The following is a 22170-nucleotide window of genomic DNA, read 5'->3' as shown; positions in this document are numbered from 1 at the left end:
ACGGCGGTCGCAGCCGGTCTGGCGCGCCTCGCCGGGTGCTCTATCGCGCCCGCCCCCCCCCCCGGCGCGGCGCTGCTCGCGCCGCCCGGGCCGGGCCACGGATTCCTGTCCTGGCTGCGCGACTGCCTGCCCCACCACGGCCGCCTCGCCACCGCCGCCGCTGCCGCCGCGAGCGCCGTCCTCGCCGCGGCCTGCGGCGCCGTGCTCGCCCGCGGCCTGCCGAGGCTCGGCCGGGCCGTGCGGCGCCGCAGGCGGCACCGGGAGACGCTGCGGCTGGTCGCCCGCGCGGACGGCCGCCACCCGGACGTCCTCGTCCTCGACCACCCCGTGCCCGCGGCGTACTCGCTGCCGTCCCGGCGCCGCGCGATCGTGGTCAGCACCGGGGCCCTGGAGGCGCTCAGCGCCGAGGAGCTCGACGCCGTCCTGGCGCACGAGCGGGCGCACCTGCGCCAGCGGCACCACGTGCTCCTGCTGGCGCTCGACCTGCTCCACGCGATGCTGCCGTGGCTGCCGACCGTCCGGCGCGCGAAGGCGCGGCTGCCGCTGCTGCTGGAGATGGCCGCGGACGACGCCGCGGCCCGCGCTCACGGCAGGAGGGCGCTCGTGGCCGCGCTGTGCCGGCTCTCGGCGGGGCCCGCCGTCGCGGGAGCGCTCGGGGCGGCCGGTGCGCCGGCCGCCGGTGCGCTGCTGGAGCGGGTGCTGCGGCTGGAGGGCGGCGCTCCGGAGAAGCCGCGCCGCGCCGCCCGCCTCGCGGCGGCCCTGTTCGTGGTGGCGGCGGTCGCCGTGCCGCTCCTGGCCGGGGCCGTGGCGGTCGCCGAGCTGGCGCGGACGTGCTGAGACGGGCTCGGAGGTGTGGCGAAATGCGGGATGATGTGGCGAATCGCCCCATGATCTCCTACGCTCCGTAGGAGGTCGCGGTCCGACGTCCCCGCCGGGGACGGCCGGCGACCACGCCGAATCCCGCGGACGGCTCCGTCCCGGGAACCGGGGACCCGATCTCCAGGGGTGAATCCGTCCAGCGGGACGGTAGGGCGACTCCGGCCCGAACCCGGCAGCTGACCCGGTAGGCGGTACAGGAGAGGACGCCGCATGCAGCCACGCGCTGCCAGCACCCGAAGGACGGCCCGGCGACGGGCCGTCACCGGCACGGCATGGACGACCGCCATCGTGCTGTCCACCGGGCTTTTCACGCCTGCGCCCGTCCACGCCGAGCCCAAGCCGACGCGCAAGCAGCTGACCGCCCAGCAGGAGAAGCTCGCCGACGAGGCCGAGAAGCTCAGCGAGCAGTACAACGGTCTGCGCGAACGGCTCAAGCAGGCCGAGCACGCCGCGAAGACCGCCAGGGCCGGCGCGCTGCGCCAGCAGAAGGCCCTGGACGAGGCGCGCGAGCGCATGGCGAAGATCGCCGCCGACAGCTACAAGAACGGCCCGGTGGACCCGGCCATCGCCTTCGCCTCGTCCTCCGACCCGCAGGCCGTCCTGGACCAGTCGGCGACCCTCAACTACTTCGCCAAGCAGAACGACGTCCGCATCACGCAGATGCTCCAGGTGATGCAAGGCGCGGACCGCTCCCGCAAGGCCGCCGAGCAGCGCGCCGCCCAGGTGCGCGCGCTCACCGGCGAGGCGAAGAAGAAGCGCCGCGAACTGCAGATCAAGCTCAAGAAGGTCGAGAAGCAGCTCGGCACCTACAACAGCGCGGGCTCACGGCCCGGCTCCATCCCCAACGTCGGCTCCGGCGGAGCGTCGGCGAAGGCGATGACGGCCGTCCGGGCCGCCCTGAGCCAGCTCGGCGTGCCCTACTCCTGGGGCGGCGGCAATGCTTCTGGACCGTCCTACGGCACCGCGCAGGGCGCCAACATCAAGGGCTTCGACTGCTCCGGCCTGACCCTGTACGCCTACGCGCAGGTCGGCATCACCCTGGGCCACTACACCGGCAGCCAGTACAACGCCGGAACCCACGTGAGCATGAGCCAGCTCAAGCCCGGCGACCTGGTGTTCTTCCACAGCGACCTGCACCACATGGGCATGTACATCGGCAACGGCAACATGGTCCACGCGCCGCAGACCGGCGACGTCGTCAAGATCGCCCCGATCGCCGGCCGCCCCTTCGCCGGCGGGGTCCGCGTCGCCTGACGCCGGGCGCGGCCTTGCGCGCCGCGCCGTCCCGGGCCTCCTACACTGCCGCGACGTGCTCGTCGAGGTACCAGCCGTAGGGGCCCGGGGCCGTACCGGCCGCCGCGCGGGGAGCGTAGTGCCGGGAGTAGAGCGCCGCTACGAGTTCGCCGCGGCTCCGCACGCCGGTCTTGCCGAACACCGCCTTGAGGTGGTCCTGCACCGTGAACGGTGAGATCCCCAGGGCGGCGGCCATCTGCCTGGTGCTCTGCCCCTGGGCGGCGAGCCCGGTGATCTGCCGTTCCCGGGGCGTCAGCCCGTAGGCGCCCGCGATCACCTCGCTGAGCACCGCGGGCCTGGCCCCCTCGATGATGACCGCCACGCGGTCCGCGGCACCCTCCCCGCCGGACGCCGGGGAACCGTGCAGCACCACCCAGCGCCCGTCCCTGGCCGGCAGGGCCGCCCTGGCCAGCCCGTCACCGGAGGAGGCGGCCGCCGCGACGGCGCGCAGCGCGCTCGGCAGGCGCCCCCGGTCGTCGACGGCCTCCAGCCAGGCCCGCGCGTCCGCGCTGCTGACCTCGACCTCGCCCGCCGCGGTCACCAGCAGCATGCCGGGCGGATGGTCGAGGCCGTCCGGGGCGGCGAGCGCGGCGCGCAGCAGCGTGAGCCGGAACAGGTCGGCGATCGGCGTGGAGACCGCCGCCAGCAGCGCCAGCTCGTCGTCGGTGAACGGCGTCGCGGGCGCGCGCCGGTACAGGGTGAGCGAGCCCCAGCAGCCCTCCCGCGAGCGCAGGACCACCCGCGCCTCGTCGACGACGTCCAGCCCGCGCAGCAGGAGCCGGTAGCGCCGGGCGCGGGACAGGTCCCCGCCGGTGGCGCGGTGCAGGCTCGCGACGGGCGAGGGGGCCGCCGCGAGCTCGGCGTAGCCGTTGGGGTCGCCGCCCTCGAACTCCAGGCCGAACAGGACCCGCTCGCGCTCGGCCGACCCCTGCGGGTCGAGCCCGCTGACGAAGCAGCTCGTCCACAGCAGCGTCGCCGGGTCGACCGTGGAGACGGCGGCGATGTCGTACCCGACCGCGCGGCGCAGCAGGCGGTCGACCTCGGCGCGCACCCGGGTCAGATCGTCACCGCGCGCGGCCAGCCGGTGGATCCGGTCCAGGAGTTCCATGCCTCAAGCATCGCGGGCGAAGGCCCGGATCGCCACCCCCAGATTCCAGGGATACGCAGGTCAGCGCTCTCCGCCCTACGTTCGAGACGCGCGCCGAGCCTGATTCCGGCCCGGTGCGCGACAGGACACGAGAGGAAGGACCACCATGGACGACGAGCGTCCCGAGGGCCGCGACGACCTGTTCACCCACATCCACAAGGCGCTGCGCAACGGGCTGTTCGCGGTCACCGTCCAGGCCGGCGCCACCGACTGGGCCGACGCCGCCGAGGTCGCCGCGCTGGGGGAGCGGTGGCGGCGGCTGCTGGCGCTGCTGCGCAGCCACACCGAGCACGAGGACCAGCACATCCTGCGGCTGCTGGACCCGCACGAGCCCGGTTCCGCCGAGCCGACCGAGGAGCAGCACCGGGACCTCGACGACCTGCTCGACGACCTCGCCGGGCGGTTCGAGGCCGTGCTGGCGGCCCCGGGGGCGGCCGCCGGCCTGGACCTCTACCGGGACCTGGCCCGCTTCACCGCCGCCTACCTCCCGCACCTGCACGAGGAGGAGACGCTGATCATGCCGCGGATCTGGGCGCACTGCGACGACGCCGAGATCGGCGCCGCCCGCGTCGCGTTCATGGCCGCCACCCCGCCGGAGATCACCGCCACCACCCTGGAACTGCTGCTGCCGGCGCTGGACCGCCCCACCCGGGAAGGCCTGGTCGCCGGGATGGCCCGGACGGCCCCGCCCCAGGTCCTTGCGGGCGTACTGGCCATTGCCGACCGCGTGCTGCCCGCCCAGGCCGCGACCTCCCTGCGCCACGCCGCCACCACGGCCACCATGGCCGGCTGACCAGCCGGCCGGCAGCGGCCCGCACCCGTCGGAACCCCGGCCTTGCGGGGGCAGAGCCGGGGTCCGAAGGGGACGAGGCCGACCCGGGGTCTCGGGCGGGCCAGTCCCGGCGTCCGGGAGGAGCCGGAAGCCGTCGTGTTCCAGCAGGTGGCAGGAGCACGCGGCCTCCGGCCCCTGGGCCGATCCCGAGCAGCCGGCGACGGCCGGATCAGGGGAGGACGCGGGCGACGAGGTCGGCGACGGCGCCCTCGGCGCAGGGGGCGACGACCACGTCGGCGGCGGCGCGGACCGACTCGGCCCCGTCGCCGACGGCGGCGCCGAGGCCGGCGGCCTGGATCATGTCCAGGTCGTTCGGGTTGTCGCCGATCGCCGCGATGTCGCTCAGGGCCACGCCCTGGGACGCGGCCAGCTCGCGCAGCGCCGCGCCCTTGGTCGCGCCCGTGGGCAGCACCTCCAGGTAGGTGCTCTCCGATCTGACGAGGGTGACGCCGGAAACGGCCGCCGACACCGTCTCCTCGGCCGGGTCCATCAACTCGGGGCGGTCGCAGATGAGCATGACCTTGACGATGTCGTCGAACGGCAGGTCGCCCCACGAGCCGATCCGGGCGAGCTCGATCCCGTCGCGGCGGGCGTACTGCAGCAGCGCCGGCGAGGAGCCCGTGGTGTGTGCGCGGCCCCTGCTGAAGGCGACCGGCCACACTCCGGCGGGCAGTTCGGCGAACAGCATCGTGAGCTTCGCCCAGGCTGCCACGCCGAGGCAGCGCCGGTGCAGGACGGCGCCGGTGGCGAGGTCGACCACGCGCGCCCCGTTGTAGAGGATCGCCGGGGTCGTCAGGCCGAGCGTCCGGTAGTACGGCAGCGCGGCCTCCTCGCTGCGCCCGGTGGCTATGACGACGGTGCCGCCGGCGGCGATGAAGCGGCGCAGCGCGGCCAGGCTCGGCTCGACGATCTTCAGGTCGCGTCCGACGAGGGTGCCGTCCAGGTCCGTGACGATCCAGTCGACGGTGCGCACCTCGGTGGCGCTCATGCCGGCCCACCCAGCCCGGCGATCCCGGCGATGGCGGAGCCGGCCAGGTCGAAGCCGCCGACGCAGGCCAGGTAGCCGGGGGCCTCCCAGTCGCGGCCCCCGGTCTCCCCGTTCAGCGGCAGGTACGTGCCGCCGGCCTGCCTGACCAGCAGCACGGCCGCCGCGACGTCCCACGCGTTGACCGACGTGCCGTACGCCACGTCCGCCCATCCGGCGGCGACGTGCGCGAGGGTGAGGGCGGCGCTGCCCGGGCGGCGGACGGTGGCGAACGCGTCCACCATCCGGCCGAAACTGCGCAGCGACTCCTCGCCGCGGCGGTGCATCTCCCGCGCGTTGGGATAGCCGGTGACGAGCACCGCGGTCTCGTCGCGGGCCGCGCCGCGGCTGCGGATCGGCTCGCCGTTGCAGGTGGCGCCGTCGAGCGAGGCGGTGAACATGTCCTCGCGGACCGGGTCGTACACCACGCCCGCCACCAGCTCGTCGCCGATGGCGGCGCCGATGGACACGCAGAAGAACGGCAGGCCGACGGCGAAGTTGGCCGTCCCGTCGATCGGGTCGACGAACCAGCGCAGGTCGCCGTCCCCGCCGCCCACGCCGCCCTCCTCGCCGACGACCGCGCTGCCGGGGGTGTGCTCGGCCAGCACATTCCGGATCGTCTCCTCCGCCGCCCGGTCGTGCTCGGTGACCGGGTCGTGGAAGTCGCGCTTCAGATCGATCTCGGGGCGCGAGCGGAACGCCGTCCGCAGGCGGTCCCCGGTGGCGCGGGCGGCGAGTTCGGCGATCCCGGCGAGCTCCCGCGAGGCGGGGACATCGGCGCTCATCCTTCTCCTTCGATCGTGGCCTTGAGCAGGTCGAGCAGTCCGTGCCCGTCGTCGACGACGGCGTCGGGGCGGCACCGGACCTCGTACGGGACGTCGTGGGTGCCCTTGGCGACCATCAGCACGTTCCCGCCGACGCCGGCGCGGTGCCCGCACAGGACGTCCCGGTCGAAGTTGTCGCCGACGTACCACGCGTCCGAGGGCTCGACGCCGAGGGCGCGGGTGGCGATCCAGATCATCTCCGGGTTGGGTTTGCGGACCCCGGCCTCGTCGCTGTAGACCTCCAGGGCCAGCTTGCCCGCCAGCCCTGTCGAGGCCGTGTAGTCCCGGTGCACGGCGCCGGACAGCGCGTTGCTGACGATCGCGCAGGGGATGCCGGACCCGGCGGCGGCGTCGAGCAGTTCGGGGATGCCGGGACGGGTGTGGCGGTCCTGCCGCAGTTCCCCCATCCGCTTGCACAGCGGGGCGGCGTGCGCGACGACGAGCTGCCGCGCGGGCACGGGCCAGTCGGCCGCGACGAAGTCGCCCCAGAAGCGGGCGTGGGTCATCTCCGCCGGCGCGAACGGGCGGGACATCGCGTCCTTCCAGCACTTGTCCGCGGCCGCGCCCGCCCTGATGTCGGTCTCGATCGCGGCGGCGTCCAGGTCGCGGCATCCGGCGCCGAGGAGGGCCGCGTGCACCTCCTCGGCCAGGGCCGCCTGCCATCCGTCCCGCCTGGAGGTCTCGACCAGCACGCCGCCGAAGTCCAGCAGCAGCGCCCGCGGCCGGCGCAGGGGCGCGGTCACGAGGCGGCCTTCTGGACGGGGGCGACGGCGTCGTCCCAGGCACCGATCCGGGAACCGTCTCCGGCGAACACGTGGAGCCGCTCGGGGCGCGTCCAGCAGTGGAGCCGGTCGCCCGGCGCAGCCTCGGGGTCCTCGTGGGTGACGGCGAACAGGTCGGTGTCCATGACGCGCAGCTGCACGGTCCAGCTCGACCCGGTCGGCAGGACGGTCTCGACGACGGCCTCGTCCGCCCAGGCGGTGTCGGGCACGTCGTCCCGCGACCGCGCCAGCCTCAGCGCCTCGGGCCGGACGCCCGCGCACGCGGCCCCGCTCAGGGCGGCGCGCTTCTCCACAAAGCGCAGCAGCGACCCGGCGAGCCCGTCGGGCTCCGCGTCCAGAGGGACGATGTTCATCGGCGGGCTCCCCACGAACTCGGCGACGAACCGGTTGGCGGGCCGCTCGTACATCTCCATCGGCGGCGCCACCTGCTGCAGCTCTCCCTCCGACATGACCGCGATGTGCGTGGCCATCGTCATGGCCTCCATCTGGTCGTGGGTGACGAACACGACCGTCGCTCCCGTCTCCTCGTGGATGCGCTTCAGCTCCGTCCGCATCTCCAGCCGCAGCCGCGCGTCGAGGTTGGACAGCGGCTCGTCCAGGAGCAGGACGTCGGGGTCGACGGCGAGCATCCGCGCCAGCGCGACGCGCTGCTGCTGGCCGCCCGACAGCTGGGACGGGTACCGGTCCATGCAGTCGGCGACGCGCACCTTCTCCAGGGCCTCCTTCGCGCGGGCCTTGCGGCGCTCGGCAGGCACCTTGCGCATCCGGAGCCCGAACTCGGTGTTGCCGCGGACGGTGAGGTGCGGCCAGAGCGCGTAGTTCTGGAACACGAGGCCCATGTCCCGCTTCTCCGGGGGGACGTAGACGCCGCGCTCGACCGAGTCCAGGACCCGGTCGCCCACGCTGATCTCGCCGCGGGTCGGCTGCTCCAGCCCGGCGATCATGCGCAGGGTGGTGGTCTTGCCGCAGCCGGACGGCCCGAGCAGGCAGGTGAAGGACCCGTCCGGGATGACGAGGTCGAGGTCGCACACCGCGGCGCGGCCGCCGCCGACGTAGTTCTTGACCACTCCGCTGAGGGTGATGGCCGGCATGGTCAACCTCCGATGCCCGAGGCCAGGCTGCTCTTGGTGAGCCGCTGGGCCAGGTAGGTCATGGTGAACGAGAGCAGGGCGATGACGAGCACGACGCCGTTGGCGAGCTGGGTGTAGCCGTAGTCGACGAGCCCGATGGACAGGGTGGTGAGCAGCTGCGTCCCGGACGTGGTCAGCATGATGACGATGCTGAGCTCCTTAAGCCCGGAGATGAAGGGCAGGACGACGCCCGTGACGAGCGCGCCCCGCTGGATCGGGATGATGATCCGGACCATCCGGACCGGCCAGCGCGCGCCGCTGATCTGCGCGGCCTCCTCCGGTTCCCGGCCGAGCTGCATCATGGCCGAGATGCCCGACCGGGACGAGTACGGCAGGTGCGTCACCACCATCACCAGGACGAGCAGCGTGATCGTCCCGTAGAGGGCGGGCACGGGGCCGCGCCGCACCGCGAACAGCGACAGGCACGCGGCGGCGAACGCGATGCCGGGGACCAGGTACGGCAGGAACGACACCTGCCGCAGGAACGCCGAGACGCGGCTTCCGGCGCCGCGCACCACCACGTACCCGATGAGCAGGCCGACGAAGCCGCAGACCAGCGCGGCGAGCCCGACGATCCGCAGGCTGTTCCAGGCGGCCTCCCACATCTCGCCTCCGCGGAGCACGCCGTGCGGGAACCCGACCGCGCCCTCGATATGGGACCCGAACCAGTACTTCAGCGTGAAGTTGCCGGGGTTGAACACGCCGGGCGTCTTGGTGACCGTGGACAGCAGCAGCGTCAGCACCGGGACGACGACGCTCGCGGCGAAGACCGCCATGGCCAGCCCGAACGCGGGCCACCGCCACCGGCGCAGGTCGCCGCGCCGGTCCATGGCGCCCTTCCCGCCGACCGTGACGAACCGGCGCTGCTCGCGCACCAGCCGGGTGTCGACCACGACGACGAGCACCCCGACCAGCACGATCACGCCGGCGATCGTCGAGGCGACGCCGGTGCTGCGGTCGCGGATCGCGTGGTACAGGCTCGTGGACAGGACGTTGTAGTCGCTGGGCAGGCCGAGGATGTAGGGGGTGCCGAACGTGCCGAGGACCCGGCCGAGGACGAGCAGCACCGCCGACGACAGCGCCGGCAGCATCAGCGGCAGCGTGATGCGGCGCAGGACCGTCCGGCCGCCGGCGCCGAGGATGCGCGCCGAGTCCTCCAACTGCGAGTCGATGCGGCGCAGCGCGTTGCCGAACAGCAGCAGCACGAACGGGTAGTAGTGCAGCCCGAGCGTCACGATGATCGGCACCGGCCCGTACGCGAGCCAGTCGGGGGTGTGGATCCCGGCCCCCTGCAGGTAGCCGACCTGGCCGCCGGACCGCTCGTTCTTGAACAGCGACAGCCACGCCAGCGCGAACGTCCAGGACGGCAGCATGTACGGCACCACCAGCGCGCCGGCGAGGAACTTGCGGCCCGGGACGTTCGTGCGCGTCACGAGCCACGCCATCGTCCCGCCGACGGCGAGCGCGAACGCGATGACGCCGACCGCGACCGTGAGGGTGTGCAGGAGCGGCTCCCAGAACAGCAGCCTGCTGACGGGGGAGCGGAACACCCGCCACAGGTAGTAGCCCGTCCACGATCCGGCCCCCTGTCCGGAGCGGGCCTCGTCGCCGTACTGGACGCGGGCGGCGTCCGAGACGACCGAGACGAGCGGGGCGATGACGAGGTAGAGCAGCGCGGCGCTCAGCACCAGGCCGAGCAGCACGGTGGGGTTGCGCAGCAGGACGCGGGACCGGTACAGCACGCGCCGGCCGCGTGACACGGGCCGTGCGGGGGCGGCGACCGCCATGGGCTTCCTCCGAGGTGGAGCCCGGCGGGCCGCTTCGGCGGCCCGCCGGGGGTCGGGCAGTGCTCAGGAGTGGTTGACGCGCCAGAAGTCCTTGATGTCCTGGCGGTTGCGGAAGTCGGCGATCAGCTGGTCGGAGGAGAACCAGTACAGCTGGGTGTTCCAGTCGGTCAGGCCGGGCGGGTTGTGGGGGCTGACCCCGACCGCGTCGTTGCCGGACACGCCGCCGGAGTGGGCCTCGAGGTCGAAGCCCTCCTTCGTCATCGCGAAGTGGACGAACAGCTTCGCGGCGTTGGGGTGCCTGGACTTCGCCGCGATCGTCGCGAACTTCGGGTAGGCGAAGCCGGTCCAGGGGCTCAGGCCCTCGCAGACCTTCATGTTGAAGCCCTTGCCCTCCAGGTCGCGGAACTTGGCGATCGAGAACAGCCCGATCGTCGTCCGGGTCTGGTTGGGCGCGCCGACGGCGGTCGCGACGTCCTCGTCCTCGGTGGTCAGCACCGGGTCGTTCTTCGCCAGCCGCTTCACCCACTCGTAGGCGGCGTCCTTCTCGCCGGTCTTGAGCCTGCCCTTGCCGAGCTGCTCGTAGGCGGCCGCGAGCTTGCCCGCGCTCCGCTCCGACAGCTGGGTGAACCACTGGGTGAAGACCTCCTTGCCCAGCGGGTCCTGCATCATGACCTTGCCCTTCCACTCGGGGTCGGTCAGGTCCCAGACGTTCTTCACCGGGCAGCCGGCGGGATTGAGCTTGGGGTTGTAGGCGAACACGTACGCCTTCGAGATCATCATCAGCGGGTTCCGGTTCTTCTCGCCGATGGTCTTGGCGAGGTCCGGCGGGATCCAGGTGGTGACGATCTTCTGGGGGAGGAGCTGGCCGACGAGCATCGGGCCGTCCTCGAACAGGCTGACGTCGATGGTGACGTTGCCGGCCTGCGCCTCGCGCGTCATCTTCTCCGCGGTCGCGGCGGCCTTGGACTTCTCGCCCTCGGCCTTGATGCCGTACTTCTTCTCGAACGCGGCGGCCATGTCCTTGACGTCGCCGCTGCCGTCGTAGGCGAGGACGCTGCCCTCCTTCTTCGCGGCGGCGATCAGCGCGTTCAGGTCGAAGGACGCCGCGTCCTCCACGGTCACGGTCGGGAGGGGCTGGTCGGCCCCCGCCTGACCGCCGCTGGACGGCGCGCACGCGCCCAGCGCCGCCGTGGCGAGGGCCGCTGCGACGGCGGCGCCGGCCCGTGCCCGGCGCCCTCTCATCATGGTGCGGATCATGGTGGGTTCTCTCCTTGCCCTCTGCCCGCAGCCCCGACCTGCGGCTTCATCGGTTCCTGATCAGTGACTGCGTTTGAGCATCGCGTCCGAGAGCGCGTCGGCCGCCTCGCCGAGGCGCCGCCCCACCGCGTCCAGGCGGTCGAGCAGCTCGCGCCTGCGCAGGACGTCGATGTCGAGCGGCCCGGCGAACAGCCGGGTCAGCGCCGCCTGCCGGGTCTCCCGGACGCGGTTGCCGGCCTTGCGCGCGCCGAGCGCCGCGACGGTGACCGCGGCGGGCTCGGCGAGGACCTTCCGGACGGCGGCGTCGAGGGAGGTCAGCCCCTCCAGCACCGCGTCCAGCGGCGGGACCGCGAAGCCGAGCCCGGGCGGCCCGAACAGGTCGGCCTCGCGGACGAAGTCGCGGAGGTTGTCCAGGACGTCGTCGACGGAGCGGGAGAGCCGGTAGAGGTCCTCCCGGTCGATGGGGGTGGCGAGGACGCCGCGCAGCATCGCGGCGAGCGCGGCGCGCTCGGCGTCCCCGGCGTGCTCGATCTCGGCCATCCGGGCGCGGGCCGCCCCGGAGGGGACCCGCCCGGCGGCCATCTCCCGGGCCAGTTCGGCGCCGTCGCGGGCGGCGCGGATCTGCCGGGCGACCTGGCCGACGACCCGGTCCCCGGAGCGGCCGCGCAGGTCGTCCCACACGAGCCGGATCCGGCGGACGGGCCGGACGGCGGCGCTCACAGCGCCCTCGCCGCGACGCCGCCGAGCGTGCCGCCGGCGAACGCGAGCGGCAGCGTGAACAGCCACGCGGCGCCGATGCCGACGACGTTCTGCCAGCGCACCCGGGAGGCGCCCTCGCTGGCGGCGACGCCGACGACCCCGGCGGTGACCGACTGCGTCATGCTGACCGGCGCGCCCGCGATCGAGCTGGCCGCCACCGACGCGGCCGCCGCCGCCTCCGTGGACACCACGTGCAGCGGCCTGGCCAGCACGAGCCCGCGGCCGAGCCGGTCCCCGACCCGGTGGACGGCGCTCAGCGCGCCGGCGCAGAAGACGACGGCGATCGCGATGAGCACCGCCGGGGTCGGCTGGACGGGGCCGACCGCGCCGAGCCGCCGCGTGGACACGACGTGCCGCGCCACGCTGACGACGGCGAGCATCTTCTGCCCGTCGTTGGCGGCGTAGGCGGCGCACTGGGCGGTGTAGGCCAGGACGTGGGCGGCCCGGACGGCGCCGGGCATCCCGGTGAAGGACGGCACGCGCCGCGCCGCGAGCCCGAGCGCGAACCCGACGGACGTGCCGACCAGCGGGGCGGCGGCGCCGATGAGCAGGACGAGGCCGAGCCCGCCCCAGGCCACGTCCAGGCCCATGCCGAGCCCGGCGCCGCCGATGCCGCCGACGATCGCCAGGGTCAGGCTCGTCGGCAGGCCGCGCCCGGTGAGGGCGGCGACGACGGCGAGCGCGACGGTGACGCCGAGCAGGAAGGCGAGCGCGCCGCGCCGGTCGCCGAGGTCGGTGAGGCCCTCGGTGAACGTCCGCGCGACGGCGACCGTCACCTGCGGGACGAGGACGAGCGGCACGAGCACCAGCGCGGTCAGCAGCAGCCCGGACGAGCGGGGGTAGCGCCCGCTGAGGCCGAGCAGGGCCGCGCCGTCGTTGACGCCGGTCACCCACACGAAGGCGAGCGCGACCGCGCCGAACGCCACCGCCCAGATCACCGGAGCTCCGCGAGCGGGACGCGGCGGCCCTCGCGCAGCGACAGCGCGGCGGCCTCGGCGACGAGGAGCGCCTCCAGCGCGTCGTCCACCGTGCAGGGGCTGCCCGCGCGGCCCCTGGCCATTTCGAGGAACGTTCCAATCTCGTTCGCGTACGCGGGTTCGAAGCGCTCCTGGAAGTCCGTCCACGGGTCGCCGGGAGGCCAGTCCACGCCGGGTTCGGCCGACCGGAGCGGGGCGCGCTCGTCGAGCCCGACCACCCAGGTGCCTGCGGTGCCCGACAGCTCCATGCGCACGTCGTAGCCGGCGCCGTTGTACCGGGAGCCCTGCAGGGTGGCGAGCGTCCCGTCGTCCATGACCAGGACGGCGGCGCTGATGTCGACGTCGCCGGCGTCCGAGAAGTAGGCGTCGCCGCGGTTGGCGCCGACGGCGGTGACCGAGTCGACCTCCCGCCCGGTGACCCAGCGCAGCATGTCGAAGTCGTGGATGTGGCAGTCGCGGAAGATCCCGCCGGACGAGCGGACGTACTCGGCCGGGGGCGGCGCCGGGTCGGCGGTGACCAGGTGGACGCGGTGGAGCGTTCCCAGCCGTCCGTCGAGCACGGCCTGCCGCGCCGCCGCGTATCCGGCGTCGAACCGGCGCTGGAAGCCCACGTGCACGGGGACCCCCGTCTTGGCGGCGCGGTCGCGGACCTCCAGCGTCGTGCGGAGGTCGGGCGCGACCGGCTTCTCGCAGAACACGGGCACGCCCGAGTCGCAGGCCCGGACGAGCAGCTCGGCGTGCGTGGAGGTCGGCGTGGCGATGACGACGGCGTCGAGCCCGGCGGCGAGCACGGTGTCCGGGTCCCCGGCCCGGGCGCCGATCGGGCCCGCCAGCGCCTCGGCGCGGCGGACGTCGGCGTCTCCGATCAGCAGGGCGTCGACCTGGGGATGCCCTCCCAGGAACCGGGCGTGCGACGCCCCGATCCGTCCCGCGCCCAGCAGTCCGACCCGCATGGTGCCTCCCATGGCCGTCCGATCGGATGGCGAGTTCATCTGATGGACCGGCATTGAGCACCGGTTGTTCATCTGCTCGTCATCTTCGTGTGGTTCGGGCCACATTTGTAGCCCGCGCCGGAACGCCCGTCAATACTTTGTTCTTACATCTTGACGTTCTGACCTAGACGGGCGTCCCATGCCGCTCGCCGGCAGGCCGGGGCCGACCTGCGGGAACGGCGGTACGCGGCGCCGCCCCCGGTCGGCCGGGTGCGGCCAAAGCGTTGCGCAGGCCGCGGGCAGGGCGGAGCGGAGCGTCCGCGGGCACGGCGGAGCGGCGCGCCGAAGGCATGGCTGACGCGCGCGCCGCTCGACCGGAGCCCAGAGGGCTCTTTTCGGTTCCCTGGAGGGGCGCCGTCCAGGCCGGACAGGGCTACCGGGTGGTGCCGCGCTCGGTGAGGAGGGGCGGGACGGTGATGCGCCGCGTGCGCGCGGACGCGCCGTCGCCGATCCGGTCGAGCAGGACGGCCGCGGCCTCGCGGCCCAGTTCCGCCGGCGGGGAGGCGACCGTCGTCACCCCGGCGTCCCGCGCCCCCGGCGGGTCGCCGTGGACGATCAGCGAGATCTCCTCCGGCACGCGCCTCCCGGCGCGCAGCAGCGCGGTGAGCGCGGCGGTGCCCGTCGTGTCGCCGAGCGCGAGGACGGCCGTCGGCGCCTCAGCCGGCCGCCACAGCTCGTCGGGGCCGGCGACGACGGCGCCGTCCGGGCACGCGCGGCGCAGGGGCGAGGGGCGGGGGCCGACGTCGAGGCAGGCGACGCGCCGGTGGCCGAGGTCAGACAGGTACCCGAGCGCCCGCTCGACGGCCGCGGCGCCGTCGCCGGTCACGCAGTCGACGCGGTCGGTGCGGACCGGGCGCCCGACCACGGTCACGGGGCACCCGGCGGCGGCGCGCTCGATGTCGGCGGCGGACGTCTTCGGCCCGGCCAGGACGACCCCGTCCGGCCGCAGGTCGAGCAGGTCGTCCAGGGCGGCCCGTTCGCGCGCCGGGCCGCCGCGCCCGGTGGCCAGCAGGAGCCGGACGCCGCGCCGGGCGGCCTCGTCGGCGAGCCCGTCGTGGACCGCGGCGAACCAGGGATCGTGGAGGTCGGAGAGGAGTACGCCGATCATGCCCGTCCGGCCGGAAGCGAGGCCCCGGGCCATCATGTTGGGCCGGTAGCCGAGGTCCCGGGCCGCCCGGAGCACCGCCTCCCGGCGCTCCGGCCCGACCTTGGGGGAGCCGCGCATCACCAGCGACACGAGCGCGCGCGACACTCCGGCTCGCGCTGCCACGTCCTCCAGGGTCGGGTGGGCCATGCGGTCTTCTCCCGGGTACGGCGAGTCGCCGCCGGGGTGCGGCGGCGACTCGCGTCGGTGCTGTTCGTGCTAGTCGCGCGGGTCCCAGTCGCCGGGCGTGACGTCCAGGTCCAGCGGGTCCGCCACATCCTCCCAGTCGACGAGCTTGAAGTCGGTGTTCTCCCGGACCTCGCCGTTCCCGTCCGTGACCTCGGGGGTGTTGACGCCGTCGTGGACGACGAGGAGGCCGTTCTCGAAGCCGCCCGTGGGGGCGCTGGTCACCATCGCCCCGTCGCAGACCTCGGAGCCGTCCACCGTCGTGCCCGGGGCGACCCGGAAGTGGCCGAGGTACTGGCGCGGGTCCTCGCGGTCGTAGACGACGAAGGTGTTGTCACCCTGGCTGGAGGCGAGCAGATAGCCCTCTCCGCCGTCCTGCCGGTAGATGGACAGGCCCTCGGCGTCGGCGGTGAGGTGCGTTCCCCCGACGCCGGGGTCGGGTCCGCTCGGGTTGCACTCCTCGGTCTCGGGGTCGTACGCGGCGGGGACGCCGAACTCCTTGACCTTGTCGATGAGCTGGGGCGAGCCGCTGCCCAGCGGGATGCGCCAGATGCCGACGTCCTCCTGCGCCGCGTAGAGCGCCCCGTTCTCGGGGTCGGCGACCATGCCCTCGACCTGCGGCCCCTCGCCGGGGTCCTCGCACGGCGTCCAGGTGCCGCCGCCGGGCAGCGCGAACGACGCGGGCAGGTCGAGGTCGCGGACGTGCCGGTAGGTGACGGTGCCCGCCGCGGTGGCCTCCAGCCGGACGGTGCCGATCCGGGAGGTGTGCCGGCGGCTGAGCGCGACGTAGGCCGTCCCGCGCGAGTCCTTCCAGGACGCCAGCCCGTACGCCGTCGCCTGCTCGTTGACCTCGTCGAGGGAGGACGAGAAGACGGGCGCGACCCCGGGGTCGGTGACGTCGGTGAGCGGGGCCCGGTGGTCCTCGGCCTTGCCGGGGTCGATCGCGTAGGTGCGGACGGTGTCCCGGCCCCGGTCGGACACGACCGCCAGGTCGACCTTGCGGCGGCCGAGCTGGAACCCGTAGACCAGATCGACGTTGTTGAACCGTCCGGGCTCGTCGCCGGCCCGGGGCGGGGCCGGCGCGGCGATCCGCTGGATCTGCCGCCCCGCGGCGTCGTAGACGGCGAGGCCGCCTTCCTTGAGGGTGGCCACGATCAGGTCGCCGTCGCGGTCGTCGGGGTGGCTCCAGATCGCCGGGTCGTCGGCGTTGGCGTTGCCGCCCGCGTCGTCGTCGAAGTTGGCCGGGGTCTCCAGCGCGGCGCGGACCTCGGCGAGCTCGTCGCCGTCGGCGGACGCGGGCGCGGCGGACAGGAAGGCCGCGGCGAGCGCGGCGGTGGTCGCGGCGGCCGCGAGGCGGACGCCCTGGGGGGTGGGTCGCAACGGCATCGGGTTCCTCCTGATGCGTGGGGGGATGCCTGCACCGTAGGCATTGGAGCGCTCTAATTCAATAGAGCGCTCTAATTGATCAAGAGATTTTCATCGGGGGTTCGCCGTTTTGTCCCCGAGGGTCCGGTCAGCGCTCGACGAGGGTGAGGGCGAAGGAGTAGCGGTCGGCGCGGTAGACGTGGCAGCCGTACTCGATCGCGCCGCCCTTGTCGTCGTAGGCGGTGCGGGTCATGGTCAGCAGCGGGACGCCGCGCCGCTCGTCCAGCAGCCGGGCCTCGGCCGCCGTCGCGCCGCGGGCGCCGATCGTCTGGTTCGCGATGCGCAGGTTGACGCCCTTGGACCGGAGCAGCTCGTACAGGCCGTGCTCGGCGAGGTCGGCCTCGGTGATCCTCAGCAGGTCGACCGGCAGGTAGTTGGTGAGCAGGGCGAGCGGCTCGTCGCCGGTGAACCGGACGCGGCGCATCCGGGTGACCTCGGTGCCGGGCGGGACGCCGAGCTCCTTGGCCACCTGGTCCTCGGCGGGGACGCGGCCCAGCTCCAGGACCTCGGTGCGCGGGTCGCGGCCGGCCGCCGCCAGGTCGTCGTGCAGGCTGGTCAGCTCGATCGGCCGGCGGATCTCCGACTGCACCACCTGCGTGCCGACGCCGCGCTTGCGCACCAGAAGGCCGCGGTCGACCAGGTGCTGGATCGCCTGCCGGACCGTCGGGCGCGACAGCCCGCACCGGTCGGCCAGCTCGACCTCGTTCTCCAGACGGGTGCCCGGGGACAGCTCACCCGCCCGTATCGCCGCCTCCAGCTGCTGGGCGAGCTGGTAGTACAGCGGCACGGGGCTGCTGCGGTCCACGGTCACGCGCGGTCGGTACACCCGGCGCCTCCTCTCCTCCGGGTCGATCGTACCCGCCGCCGCCCGCTAGCTTATTACCTCATAATGTCATAACAAACTATTGACATACCTTCCCGGCCTTCAGCAGACTCGGCGCCGATGCCGAGTACGGAGCCGGGCGCGTCCCAGGGAGATGGTGAGCCGATGATCAACGACCGCGTCGCGGGAGCCCCGATCTCGTGGGGGGTGTGCGAGGTCCCGGGCTGGGGGCACCAGATGGACCCCGGGCGGGTGCTGGCGGAGATGCGCGACCTCGGGCTGGCCGCCGCGGAGTTCGGGCCGGACGGCTTCCTGCCCGCCGGGGCGGAGGAGCGCGCCGCGCTGCTCGCCGAGTACGGCCTCCGCCCGGTGGGCGGCTTCGCGCCCGTCGTGCTGCACGACCCGGACCGCGACCCGCTACCCGAGGTCCGCCGGATCCTGGCCGGCTTCGATGTGGAACGCTCCAATTCGGAACAGACGCTGGTGCTGGCCGCCGTCCACGGGCTGCGCGGCTACGACGAGCGCCCCTCCCTGGACACCGTCGGCTGGACGGCGCTGCTCACCAACCTCGACCGGATCGCCTCGCTTGCCGCGGAGGCCGGGGTCCGGGCCGTCCTTCATCCGCACGCCGGGACGATGGTGGAACGATCCAACGAAGTGCTGCGCGTCCTCGACGGATCGGCCGTCCCGCTGTGCCTGGACACCGGCCATCTGCTGGTCGGCGGCACCGATCCGGTCGAGCTGGCGGCGAGCGCCGCCGGGCGGATCGCGCACGTCCACCTCAAGGACGTCGACGCCGACCTCGCCGAGAGCGTGCGGCACGGCCGGACGTCCTACACCGACGCCGTCCGCGCCGGCCTCTACCGCCCGCTCGGCGCGGGGGACATCGACATCGCCGCCATCGTCGGCTCTCTCGAAGGCGCCGGATACGACGGCTGGTACGTCCTGGAGCAGGACACCGTCCTCGACCGCGAGCCCGCCCCCGGCGAAGGCCCGCTGGCCGACGTCCGCGCCTGCGTCGAGTTCCTCGCCGGGATCGGCGCATGAGCGGCGCCGCGTCCTTCGACGTCATCACCATGGGCCGCGTCGGCGTGGACCTCTACCCGCTCACGTCGGGTGTCGGACTGGACGAGGTCGAGACGTTCGCGCGGTTCCTCGGCGGCAGCGCCACCAACGTCGCGGTCGCCGCCGCCCGGCACGGCCGCCGGACCGCCGTGGTCACCCGGACCGGCGCCGACCCGTTCGGCCGCTTCGTCCGCCGGGCGCTCGCCGAGTACGGCGTCGACGACCGGTACGTCGCCGACGTCCCCGGCCTGCCGACCCCAGTGACCTTCTGCGAGCTGTTCCCGCCGGACGACTTCCCGCTGTACTTCTACCGCTTCCCGAAGGCCCCCGACCTGGAGATCCGCGCGGACGAGCTGGACCGGTCCGCGATCGAGGCCGCAGGGGTGCTGTGGGTCACGATGACCGGGCTCTGCGCCGAACCGTCCCGGACGGCGACGCTGGCCGCGCTCGGCACCCGCCGTCGCGGCGCCCTCACCGTCCTCGACCTCGACCACCGGCCCGTGTTCTGGGAGTCGCGGGACGAGGCGCGGCGCTGGGCGGGCGAGGCACTCGAACACGCCACCGTCGCCGTCGGGAACACCGCCGAATGCGAGGTGGCGGTGGGGGAGAGCGACCCCCTCGCCGCCGCCCGCGCGCTGCTCGACCGGGGCGTCCGGCTCGCCGTCGTCAAGCGCGGGCCGGACGGCGTCCTCGCCGTCGACGCCGAGGGCCGGACCGCCGAGGCGCCGCCGGTGCCGGTCGAGGTCGTCAACGGCCTCGGCGCGGGCGACGCCTTCGGCGGCGCCCTCTGCCACGGCCTGCTGAGCGGCTGGGACCTGCCGCGCGTCCTCGGCTTCGCCAACGCGGCCGGCGCGATCGTCGCGTCCCGGCTGGCGTGCTCGGCGGCGATGCCCACGACGGACGAGGTGCTCTCGCTGGCCGGGCGGGTGGCCGCATGACGCTCGACATTCCGGTGCCGCCCGCCGACGCGCGGGCGGAGAGGATCGCGGGGCTGACCGAGGCGCGGGTGATGCGTCCGGAGTCGGTCGCCGGGGCGGCGGAGCGCAGGACCAGGCGGGACTCGCTGGTCGGGGAGTCGGGGCGGCTGATGCTGCTGGCCGCCGATCATCCGGCGCGTGGCGCCCTGGCGGCCGGTGGTGATCCGCTGGCGATGGCCGATCGGGGTGAGTTGCTGGACCGGCTGTGCGTCGCCTTGGAACGGCCGGGTGTGGACGGCGTGATGGGCACGGCGGATGTCATCGAGGATCTGCTGCTGCTGGGCGTGCTGGAGGGCAAGGTCGTGATCGGTTCGATGAACCGGGGCGGGCTGGCGGGGTCGTCGTTTGAGATCGACGACCGTTTCACCGCCTACAGTGCGGCTGCGATCGCGGCGTCGCGGTTGGACGGCGGGAAGATGCTGCTGCGGGTGGACGATGAGGACCCGGCGACCGTTCGCACGTTGGAGGCGTGTGCTCGGGCGGTGTCGGAGCTTGCCGGGCGTGGGTTGATGGCGATGGTGGAGCCGTTCATCTCGCGTCGGGTGGACGGCCGGGTCCGCAACGACCTGTCGCCGGAGGCGATGACGCGTGCGGTCGCGATCGCGTCGGGGCTGGGCACGACCTCGGCGTACACGTGGTTGAAGGTGCCGGTGGTGGCGGACATGGAGCGGGTGATGGCGGCGTCGACGCTTCCTGCGCTGCTGCTGGGCGGGGAGGTGGCCGCCGATCCCCAGGCGGCGCGGGAGGGGTGGCGGCGTGCGCTGCGTCTTCCCACGGTCCGGGGCCTGGTGGTCGGCCGGTCCCTGCTGTATCCGCCGGACGGCAACGTCGCCGCGGCCGTGGACGCCGCAGTGGAACTCCTGTGAACGAGGAACCGAGGGCAGTGCCGGGTGACGACCGGCACTCCCCGCCTGTGCCGGCCGGGCCGGCGCATATCCGGAACAGCCGGAAGGGGCAGCCGGCGGGGCCGCGGCTGCCCTCGCCCCCGGCACGCGGTGTGGAGGAGCGGTCATGAGGTTGACGGTGGCGCAGGCGCTGGTGCGTTTCCTGGCGGTGCAGTACAGCGAGCGTGATGGGGTGCGGCGGCGGTTCTTCGCTGGGTGTTTCGGGATTTTCGGGCACGGCAATGTGGCGGGGATGGGGCAGGCGCTGCTGGAGCACGGTGATGGGCTGCCGTACTTCATGGCGCGTAATGAGCAGGCGATGGTGCATGCGGCGGCGGGGTTCGCGCGGATGAGTGACCGGTTGTCGACGTTGGCGTGCACGACGTCGATCGGGCCGGGTGCGACGAACATGGTGACGGGTGCGGCGCTGGCCACGATCAACCGGTTGCCGGTGCTGCTGCTGCCCGGGGATGTGTTCGCCACGCGTCCGGCGAACCCGGTGCTGCAGGAGCTGGAGGACACTCGCTCCTACGACGTGTCGGTGAACGACTGCTTCAAGCCGGTGTCGAAGTTCTGGGATCGGATCAATCGGGCGGAGCAGTTGCCGGGGGCGTTGCTGGCGGCGATGCGGGTGCTGACCGATCCGGCCGAGACCGGGGCGGTGACGTTGGCGCTGCCGCAGGACGTGCAGGCCGAGGCGTTCGAGTGGCCGGAGGAGTTGTTCGCCGAGCGGGTGTGGCGGATCGCGCGTCCGGTCCCCGAGCCGGCCGCCCTTGAGGAGGCGGCGGCGCTGGTGCGGGCGGCGGAGCGTCCGCTGATCGTGGCGGGGGGCGGGGTGATCTACTCCGGCGCGACGCAGGAGTTGCGGGCGCTGGCCGAGCGGACGGGTGTTCCGGTGGCCGAGACCCAGGCGGGCAAGGGCGCGCTGGCGTGGGACCACTCCTGTTCGGTGGGTGCGGTCGGTGCGACCGGGACCGCGGCGGCCAACGCGCTGGCGCGCCGGGCCGATGTGGTGGTGGGGATCGGGACCCGCTACAGCGATTTCACCACCGCCTCCCACAGCCTGTTCGCCGACCCGGCCGTCAAGTTCGTCAACATCAACGTGGCCCGCCCCGACGCGATGAAGCTCGGGGGAGTGTCGGTCGTGGCCGACGCGCGGGAAGGGATCCGCGCCCTGGACGGAGCGCTCGGCGGCTGGTCGGTGCCGGAGTCGTATCGCGACGAGGCGCGCGAGCGGGCGCGGCGGTGGAACGGCGTCGTCGACGCCGCGTTCGCCGGGCGGCAGGGAACGCCGCCGGCCCAGACGGAGGTCATCGGCATCGTCAACGCCGAGTCCGGTCCGCGGGACGTGGTGGTGTGCGCGGCCGGGTCGATGCCCGGCGACCTGCACAAGCTGTGGCGGGCCCGAGACCCCAAGGGCTACCACGTCGAGTACGGCTACTCCTGCATGGGCTACGAGATCGCCGGGGGGCTCGGGGTGAAGATGGCCGCGCCCGACCGCGAGGTGTTCGTCATGGTCGGCGACGGCTCCTACCTGATGATGGCCCAGGAACTCACCACTGCCGCCGCCGAAGGCGTCAAACTCGTCGTCGTCCTGGTCCAGAACCACGGCTACGCCTCCATCGGCAACCTGTCCGAATCGGTCGGCGCCCAGCGCTTCGGCACCCGCCACCGCCTGCGCACCCCCACCGGCCTGGACGGCGACCCCATCCCCGTCGACCTCGCCGCCAACGCCGCCAGCCTCGGCGCCGACGTCATCCGCGCCGACGACGCCGACGGTTTCAGGAAGGCGCTCCGCCAGGCGATCGCCTCACCCCGGACGACGGTCGTCCACGTGGAGACCGATCCCCTGGCCGCGGCGCCTGACAGCGAGGCCTGGTGGGACGTCCCGGTCGCCGAGGTGTCGGCGCTGGAGCAGACCCGGCAGGCGCGCGCCCGCTACGAAGACGACAAGAAGGCCCAGCGCCGTTACCTGTGAAAGGA

General features: G+C 73.9%; 20 protein-coding genes and 1 riboswitch. Of the genes, 7 read left to right on the top strand and 13 right to left on the bottom strand.

Translation table 11 applies throughout. From position 1 onward, the window contains the following. Both ABWI07_RS40620 and ABWI07_RS40615 read left to right on the top strand, forming a co-directional pair. Window positions 1-837, top strand: an 837-nt coding sequence (locus ABWI07_RS40620; protein WP_353821784.1) for a M56 family metallopeptidase, incomplete at its 5' end; no start/stop codon positions are given. A gap of 104 nt (window positions 838-941) precedes the next feature. Next, window positions 942-1086: riboswitch (cyclic di-AMP (ydaO/yuaA leader) on the top strand. 3 nt (window positions 1087-1089) lie between these two features. After that, a complete protein-coding gene (locus ABWI07_RS40615; protein ID WP_149263904.1) occupies window positions 1090-2133 on the top strand; it encodes an NlpC/P60 family protein in 1044 nt (347 codons plus the stop codon). A gap of 40 nt (window positions 2134-2173) precedes the next feature. On the opposite strand, the gene ABWI07_RS40610 is transcribed toward ABWI07_RS40615, so the two are convergent. Next, window positions 2174-3280, bottom strand: coding sequence for a response regulator transcription factor (locus ABWI07_RS40610; protein WP_353821783.1), 1107 nt, complete (start codon window positions 3278-3280; stop codon window positions 2174-2176). A gap of 145 nt (window positions 3281-3425) precedes the next feature. Between ABWI07_RS40610 and ABWI07_RS40605 the strand changes: the two genes are divergently transcribed. Beyond that, a complete protein-coding gene (locus tag ABWI07_RS40605; RefSeq protein WP_149263902.1) occupies window positions 3426-4112 on the top strand; it encodes a hemerythrin domain-containing protein in 687 nt (228 codons plus the stop codon). 208 nt (window positions 4113-4320) lie between these two features. Here ABWI07_RS40605 and ABWI07_RS40600 read toward each other — a convergent pair whose 3' ends face one another. From ABWI07_RS40600 to ABWI07_RS40545, 12 genes are all read right to left on the bottom strand, one after another. Then, on the bottom strand, window positions 4321-5139 hold the full coding sequence (locus tag ABWI07_RS40600; RefSeq protein WP_149263901.1) for a Cof-type HAD-IIB family hydrolase: 819 nt from the start codon (window positions 5137-5139) through the stop codon (window positions 4321-4323). Next, window positions 5136-5960, bottom strand: a complete 825-nt coding sequence (locus tag ABWI07_RS40595) for an inositol monophosphatase family protein (RefSeq protein WP_353821782.1) — start codon at window positions 5958-5960, stop codon at window positions 5136-5138. Before ABWI07_RS40595 ends, ABWI07_RS40600 begins: the two co-directional genes overlap by 4 nt. After that, window positions 5957-6742, bottom strand: coding sequence for an HAD family hydrolase (locus ABWI07_RS40590; protein ID WP_353821781.1), 786 nt, complete (start codon window positions 6740-6742; stop codon window positions 5957-5959). The genes ABWI07_RS40595 and ABWI07_RS40590 overlap by 4 nt, the downstream gene beginning before the upstream one ends. Then, complete coding sequence (locus ABWI07_RS40585) at window positions 6739-7872, bottom strand: ABC transporter ATP-binding protein (protein ID WP_353821780.1); 1134 nt, start codon at window positions 7870-7872, stop codon at window positions 6739-6741. The genes ABWI07_RS40590 and ABWI07_RS40585 overlap by 4 nt, the downstream gene beginning before the upstream one ends. Window positions 7873-7874: 2 nt before the next feature. Further along, the gene (locus tag ABWI07_RS40580; RefSeq protein ID WP_353821779.1) at window positions 7875-9698 is read right to left on the bottom strand and encodes an ABC transporter permease; all 1824 of its coding nucleotides are present in this window, start codon (window positions 9696-9698) and stop codon (window positions 7875-7877) included. A 63-nt stretch (window positions 9699-9761) separates the two neighbouring features. Further along, window positions 9762-10955: an ABC transporter substrate-binding protein gene (locus ABWI07_RS40575; RefSeq protein ID WP_353821778.1), complete on the bottom strand. Its 1194-nt coding sequence runs from the start codon at window positions 10953-10955 to the stop codon at window positions 9762-9764. A gap of 60 nt (window positions 10956-11015) precedes the next feature. Then, window positions 11016-11675, bottom strand: coding sequence for a DUF47 domain-containing protein (locus tag ABWI07_RS40570; protein ID WP_200842348.1), 660 nt, complete (start codon window positions 11673-11675; stop codon window positions 11016-11018). Further along, complete coding sequence (locus tag ABWI07_RS40565) at window positions 11672-12652, bottom strand: inorganic phosphate transporter (RefSeq protein WP_353821777.1); 981 nt, start codon at window positions 12650-12652, stop codon at window positions 11672-11674. The genes ABWI07_RS40570 and ABWI07_RS40565 overlap by 4 nt, the downstream gene beginning before the upstream one ends. Next, entirely contained in the window at window positions 12649-13644 is a 996-nt protein-coding gene (locus tag ABWI07_RS40560; RefSeq protein ID WP_149263895.1) for a Gfo/Idh/MocA family protein, read from the bottom strand. Before ABWI07_RS40560 ends, ABWI07_RS40565 begins: the two co-directional genes overlap by 4 nt. A 412-nt stretch (window positions 13645-14056) precedes the next feature. After that, a complete protein-coding gene (locus ABWI07_RS40555) occupies window positions 14057-14977 on the bottom strand; it encodes a LacI family DNA-binding transcriptional regulator (protein ID WP_353821776.1) in 921 nt (306 codons plus the stop codon). Window positions 14978-15046: 69 nt separating this feature from the next. Next, window positions 15047-16399, bottom strand: coding sequence for a phytase (locus tag ABWI07_RS40550; protein ID WP_149263893.1), 1353 nt, complete (start codon window positions 16397-16399; stop codon window positions 15047-15049). Between the two features lie 127 nt (window positions 16400-16526). Beyond that, on the bottom strand, window positions 16527-17264 hold the full coding sequence (locus ABWI07_RS40545) for a GntR family transcriptional regulator (protein WP_235037338.1): 738 nt from the start codon (window positions 17262-17264) through the stop codon (window positions 16527-16529). A 117-nt stretch (window positions 17265-17381) separates the two neighbouring features. On the opposite strand from ABWI07_RS40545, the gene ABWI07_RS40540 reads away from it, so the two are divergent. The 4 genes from ABWI07_RS40540 (at window position 17382) to iolD (ending at window position 22165) form a co-directional block, all read left to right on the top strand. After that, the gene (locus ABWI07_RS40540) at window positions 17382-18308 is read left to right on the top strand and encodes a TIM barrel protein (RefSeq protein WP_353821775.1); all 927 of its coding nucleotides are present in this window, start codon (window positions 17382-17384) and stop codon (window positions 18306-18308) included. Then, a complete protein-coding gene (gene iolC, locus ABWI07_RS40535) occupies window positions 18305-19264 on the top strand; it encodes a 5-dehydro-2-deoxygluconokinase (protein WP_149263892.1) in 960 nt (319 codons plus the stop codon). The genes ABWI07_RS40540 and iolC overlap by 4 nt, the downstream gene beginning before the upstream one ends. Beyond that, window positions 19261-20169, top strand: coding sequence for a Cgl0159 family (beta/alpha)8-fold protein (locus tag ABWI07_RS40530; RefSeq protein ID WP_353821774.1), 909 nt, complete (start codon window positions 19261-19263; stop codon window positions 20167-20169). Before iolC ends, ABWI07_RS40530 begins: the two co-directional genes overlap by 4 nt. A 145-nt stretch (window positions 20170-20314) precedes the next feature. Next, window positions 20315-22165, top strand: coding sequence for a 3D-(3,5/4)-trihydroxycyclohexane-1,2-dione acylhydrolase (decyclizing) (gene iolD, locus ABWI07_RS40525; protein ID WP_353821773.1), 1851 nt, complete (start codon window positions 20315-20317; stop codon window positions 22163-22165). Window positions 22166-22170 lie beyond the last annotated feature (5 nt).

Source organism: Actinomadura sp. NPDC000600, assembly GCF_040492135.1.
Taxonomy (GTDB): Bacteria; Actinomycetota; Actinomycetes; order Streptosporangiales; family Streptosporangiaceae; genus Spirillospora.
The sequence above is the reverse complement of the archived record's forward strand: the minus strand, read 5'-3'. Positions and strand labels throughout refer to the sequence as shown.

Excerpts from the sequence above, each read along its gene's own strand:
- ABWI07_RS40595 (WP_353821782.1), bottom strand. The coding sequence starts at position 5,960 with ATGAGCGCCGATGTCCCCGCCTCGCGGGAGCTCGCCGGGATCGCCGAA.
- iolD (WP_353821773.1), top strand. The coding sequence starts at position 20,315 with ATGAGGTTGACGGTGGCGCAGGCGCTGGTGCGTTTCCTGGCGGTGCAG.
- ABWI07_RS40610 (WP_353821783.1), bottom strand. The coding sequence starts at position 3,280 with ATGGAACTCCTGGACCGGATCCACCGGCTGGCCGCGCGCGGTGACGAT.
- ABWI07_RS40585 (WP_353821780.1), bottom strand. The coding sequence starts at position 7,872 with ATGCCGGCCATCACCCTCAGCGGAGTGGTCAAGAACTACGTCGGCGGC.
- ABWI07_RS40560 (WP_149263895.1), bottom strand. The coding sequence starts at position 13,644 with ATGCGGGTCGGACTGCTGGGCGCGGGACGGATCGGGGCGTCGCACGCC.
- ABWI07_RS40580 (WP_353821779.1), bottom strand. The coding sequence starts at position 9,698 with ATGGCGGTCGCCGCCCCCGCACGGCCCGTGTCACGCGGCCGGCGCGTG.
- iolC (WP_149263892.1), top strand. The coding sequence starts at position 18,305 with ATGAGCGGCGCCGCGTCCTTCGACGTCATCACCATGGGCCGCGTCGGC.
- ABWI07_RS40575 (WP_353821778.1), bottom strand. The coding sequence starts at position 10,955 with ATGATCCGCACCATGATGAGAGGGCGCCGGGCACGGGCCGGCGCCGCC.
- ABWI07_RS40605 (WP_149263902.1), top strand. The coding sequence starts at position 3,426 with ATGGACGACGAGCGTCCCGAGGGCCGCGACGACCTGTTCACCCACATC.
- ABWI07_RS40540 (WP_353821775.1), top strand. The coding sequence starts at position 17,382 with ATGCCGAGTACGGAGCCGGGCGCGTCCCAGGGAGATGGTGAGCCGATG.
- ABWI07_RS40615 (WP_149263904.1), top strand. The coding sequence starts at position 1,090 with ATGCAGCCACGCGCTGCCAGCACCCGAAGGACGGCCCGGCGACGGGCC.
- ABWI07_RS40530 (WP_353821774.1), top strand. The coding sequence starts at position 19,261 with ATGACGCTCGACATTCCGGTGCCGCCCGCCGACGCGCGGGCGGAGAGG.
- ABWI07_RS40550 (WP_149263893.1), bottom strand. The coding sequence starts at position 16,399 with ATGCCGTTGCGACCCACCCCCCAGGGCGTCCGCCTCGCGGCCGCCGCG.
- ABWI07_RS40555 (WP_353821776.1), bottom strand. The coding sequence starts at position 14,977 with ATGGCCCACCCGACCCTGGAGGACGTGGCAGCGCGAGCCGGAGTGTCG.
- ABWI07_RS40600 (WP_149263901.1), bottom strand. The coding sequence starts at position 5,139 with ATGAGCGCCACCGAGGTGCGCACCGTCGACTGGATCGTCACGGACCTG.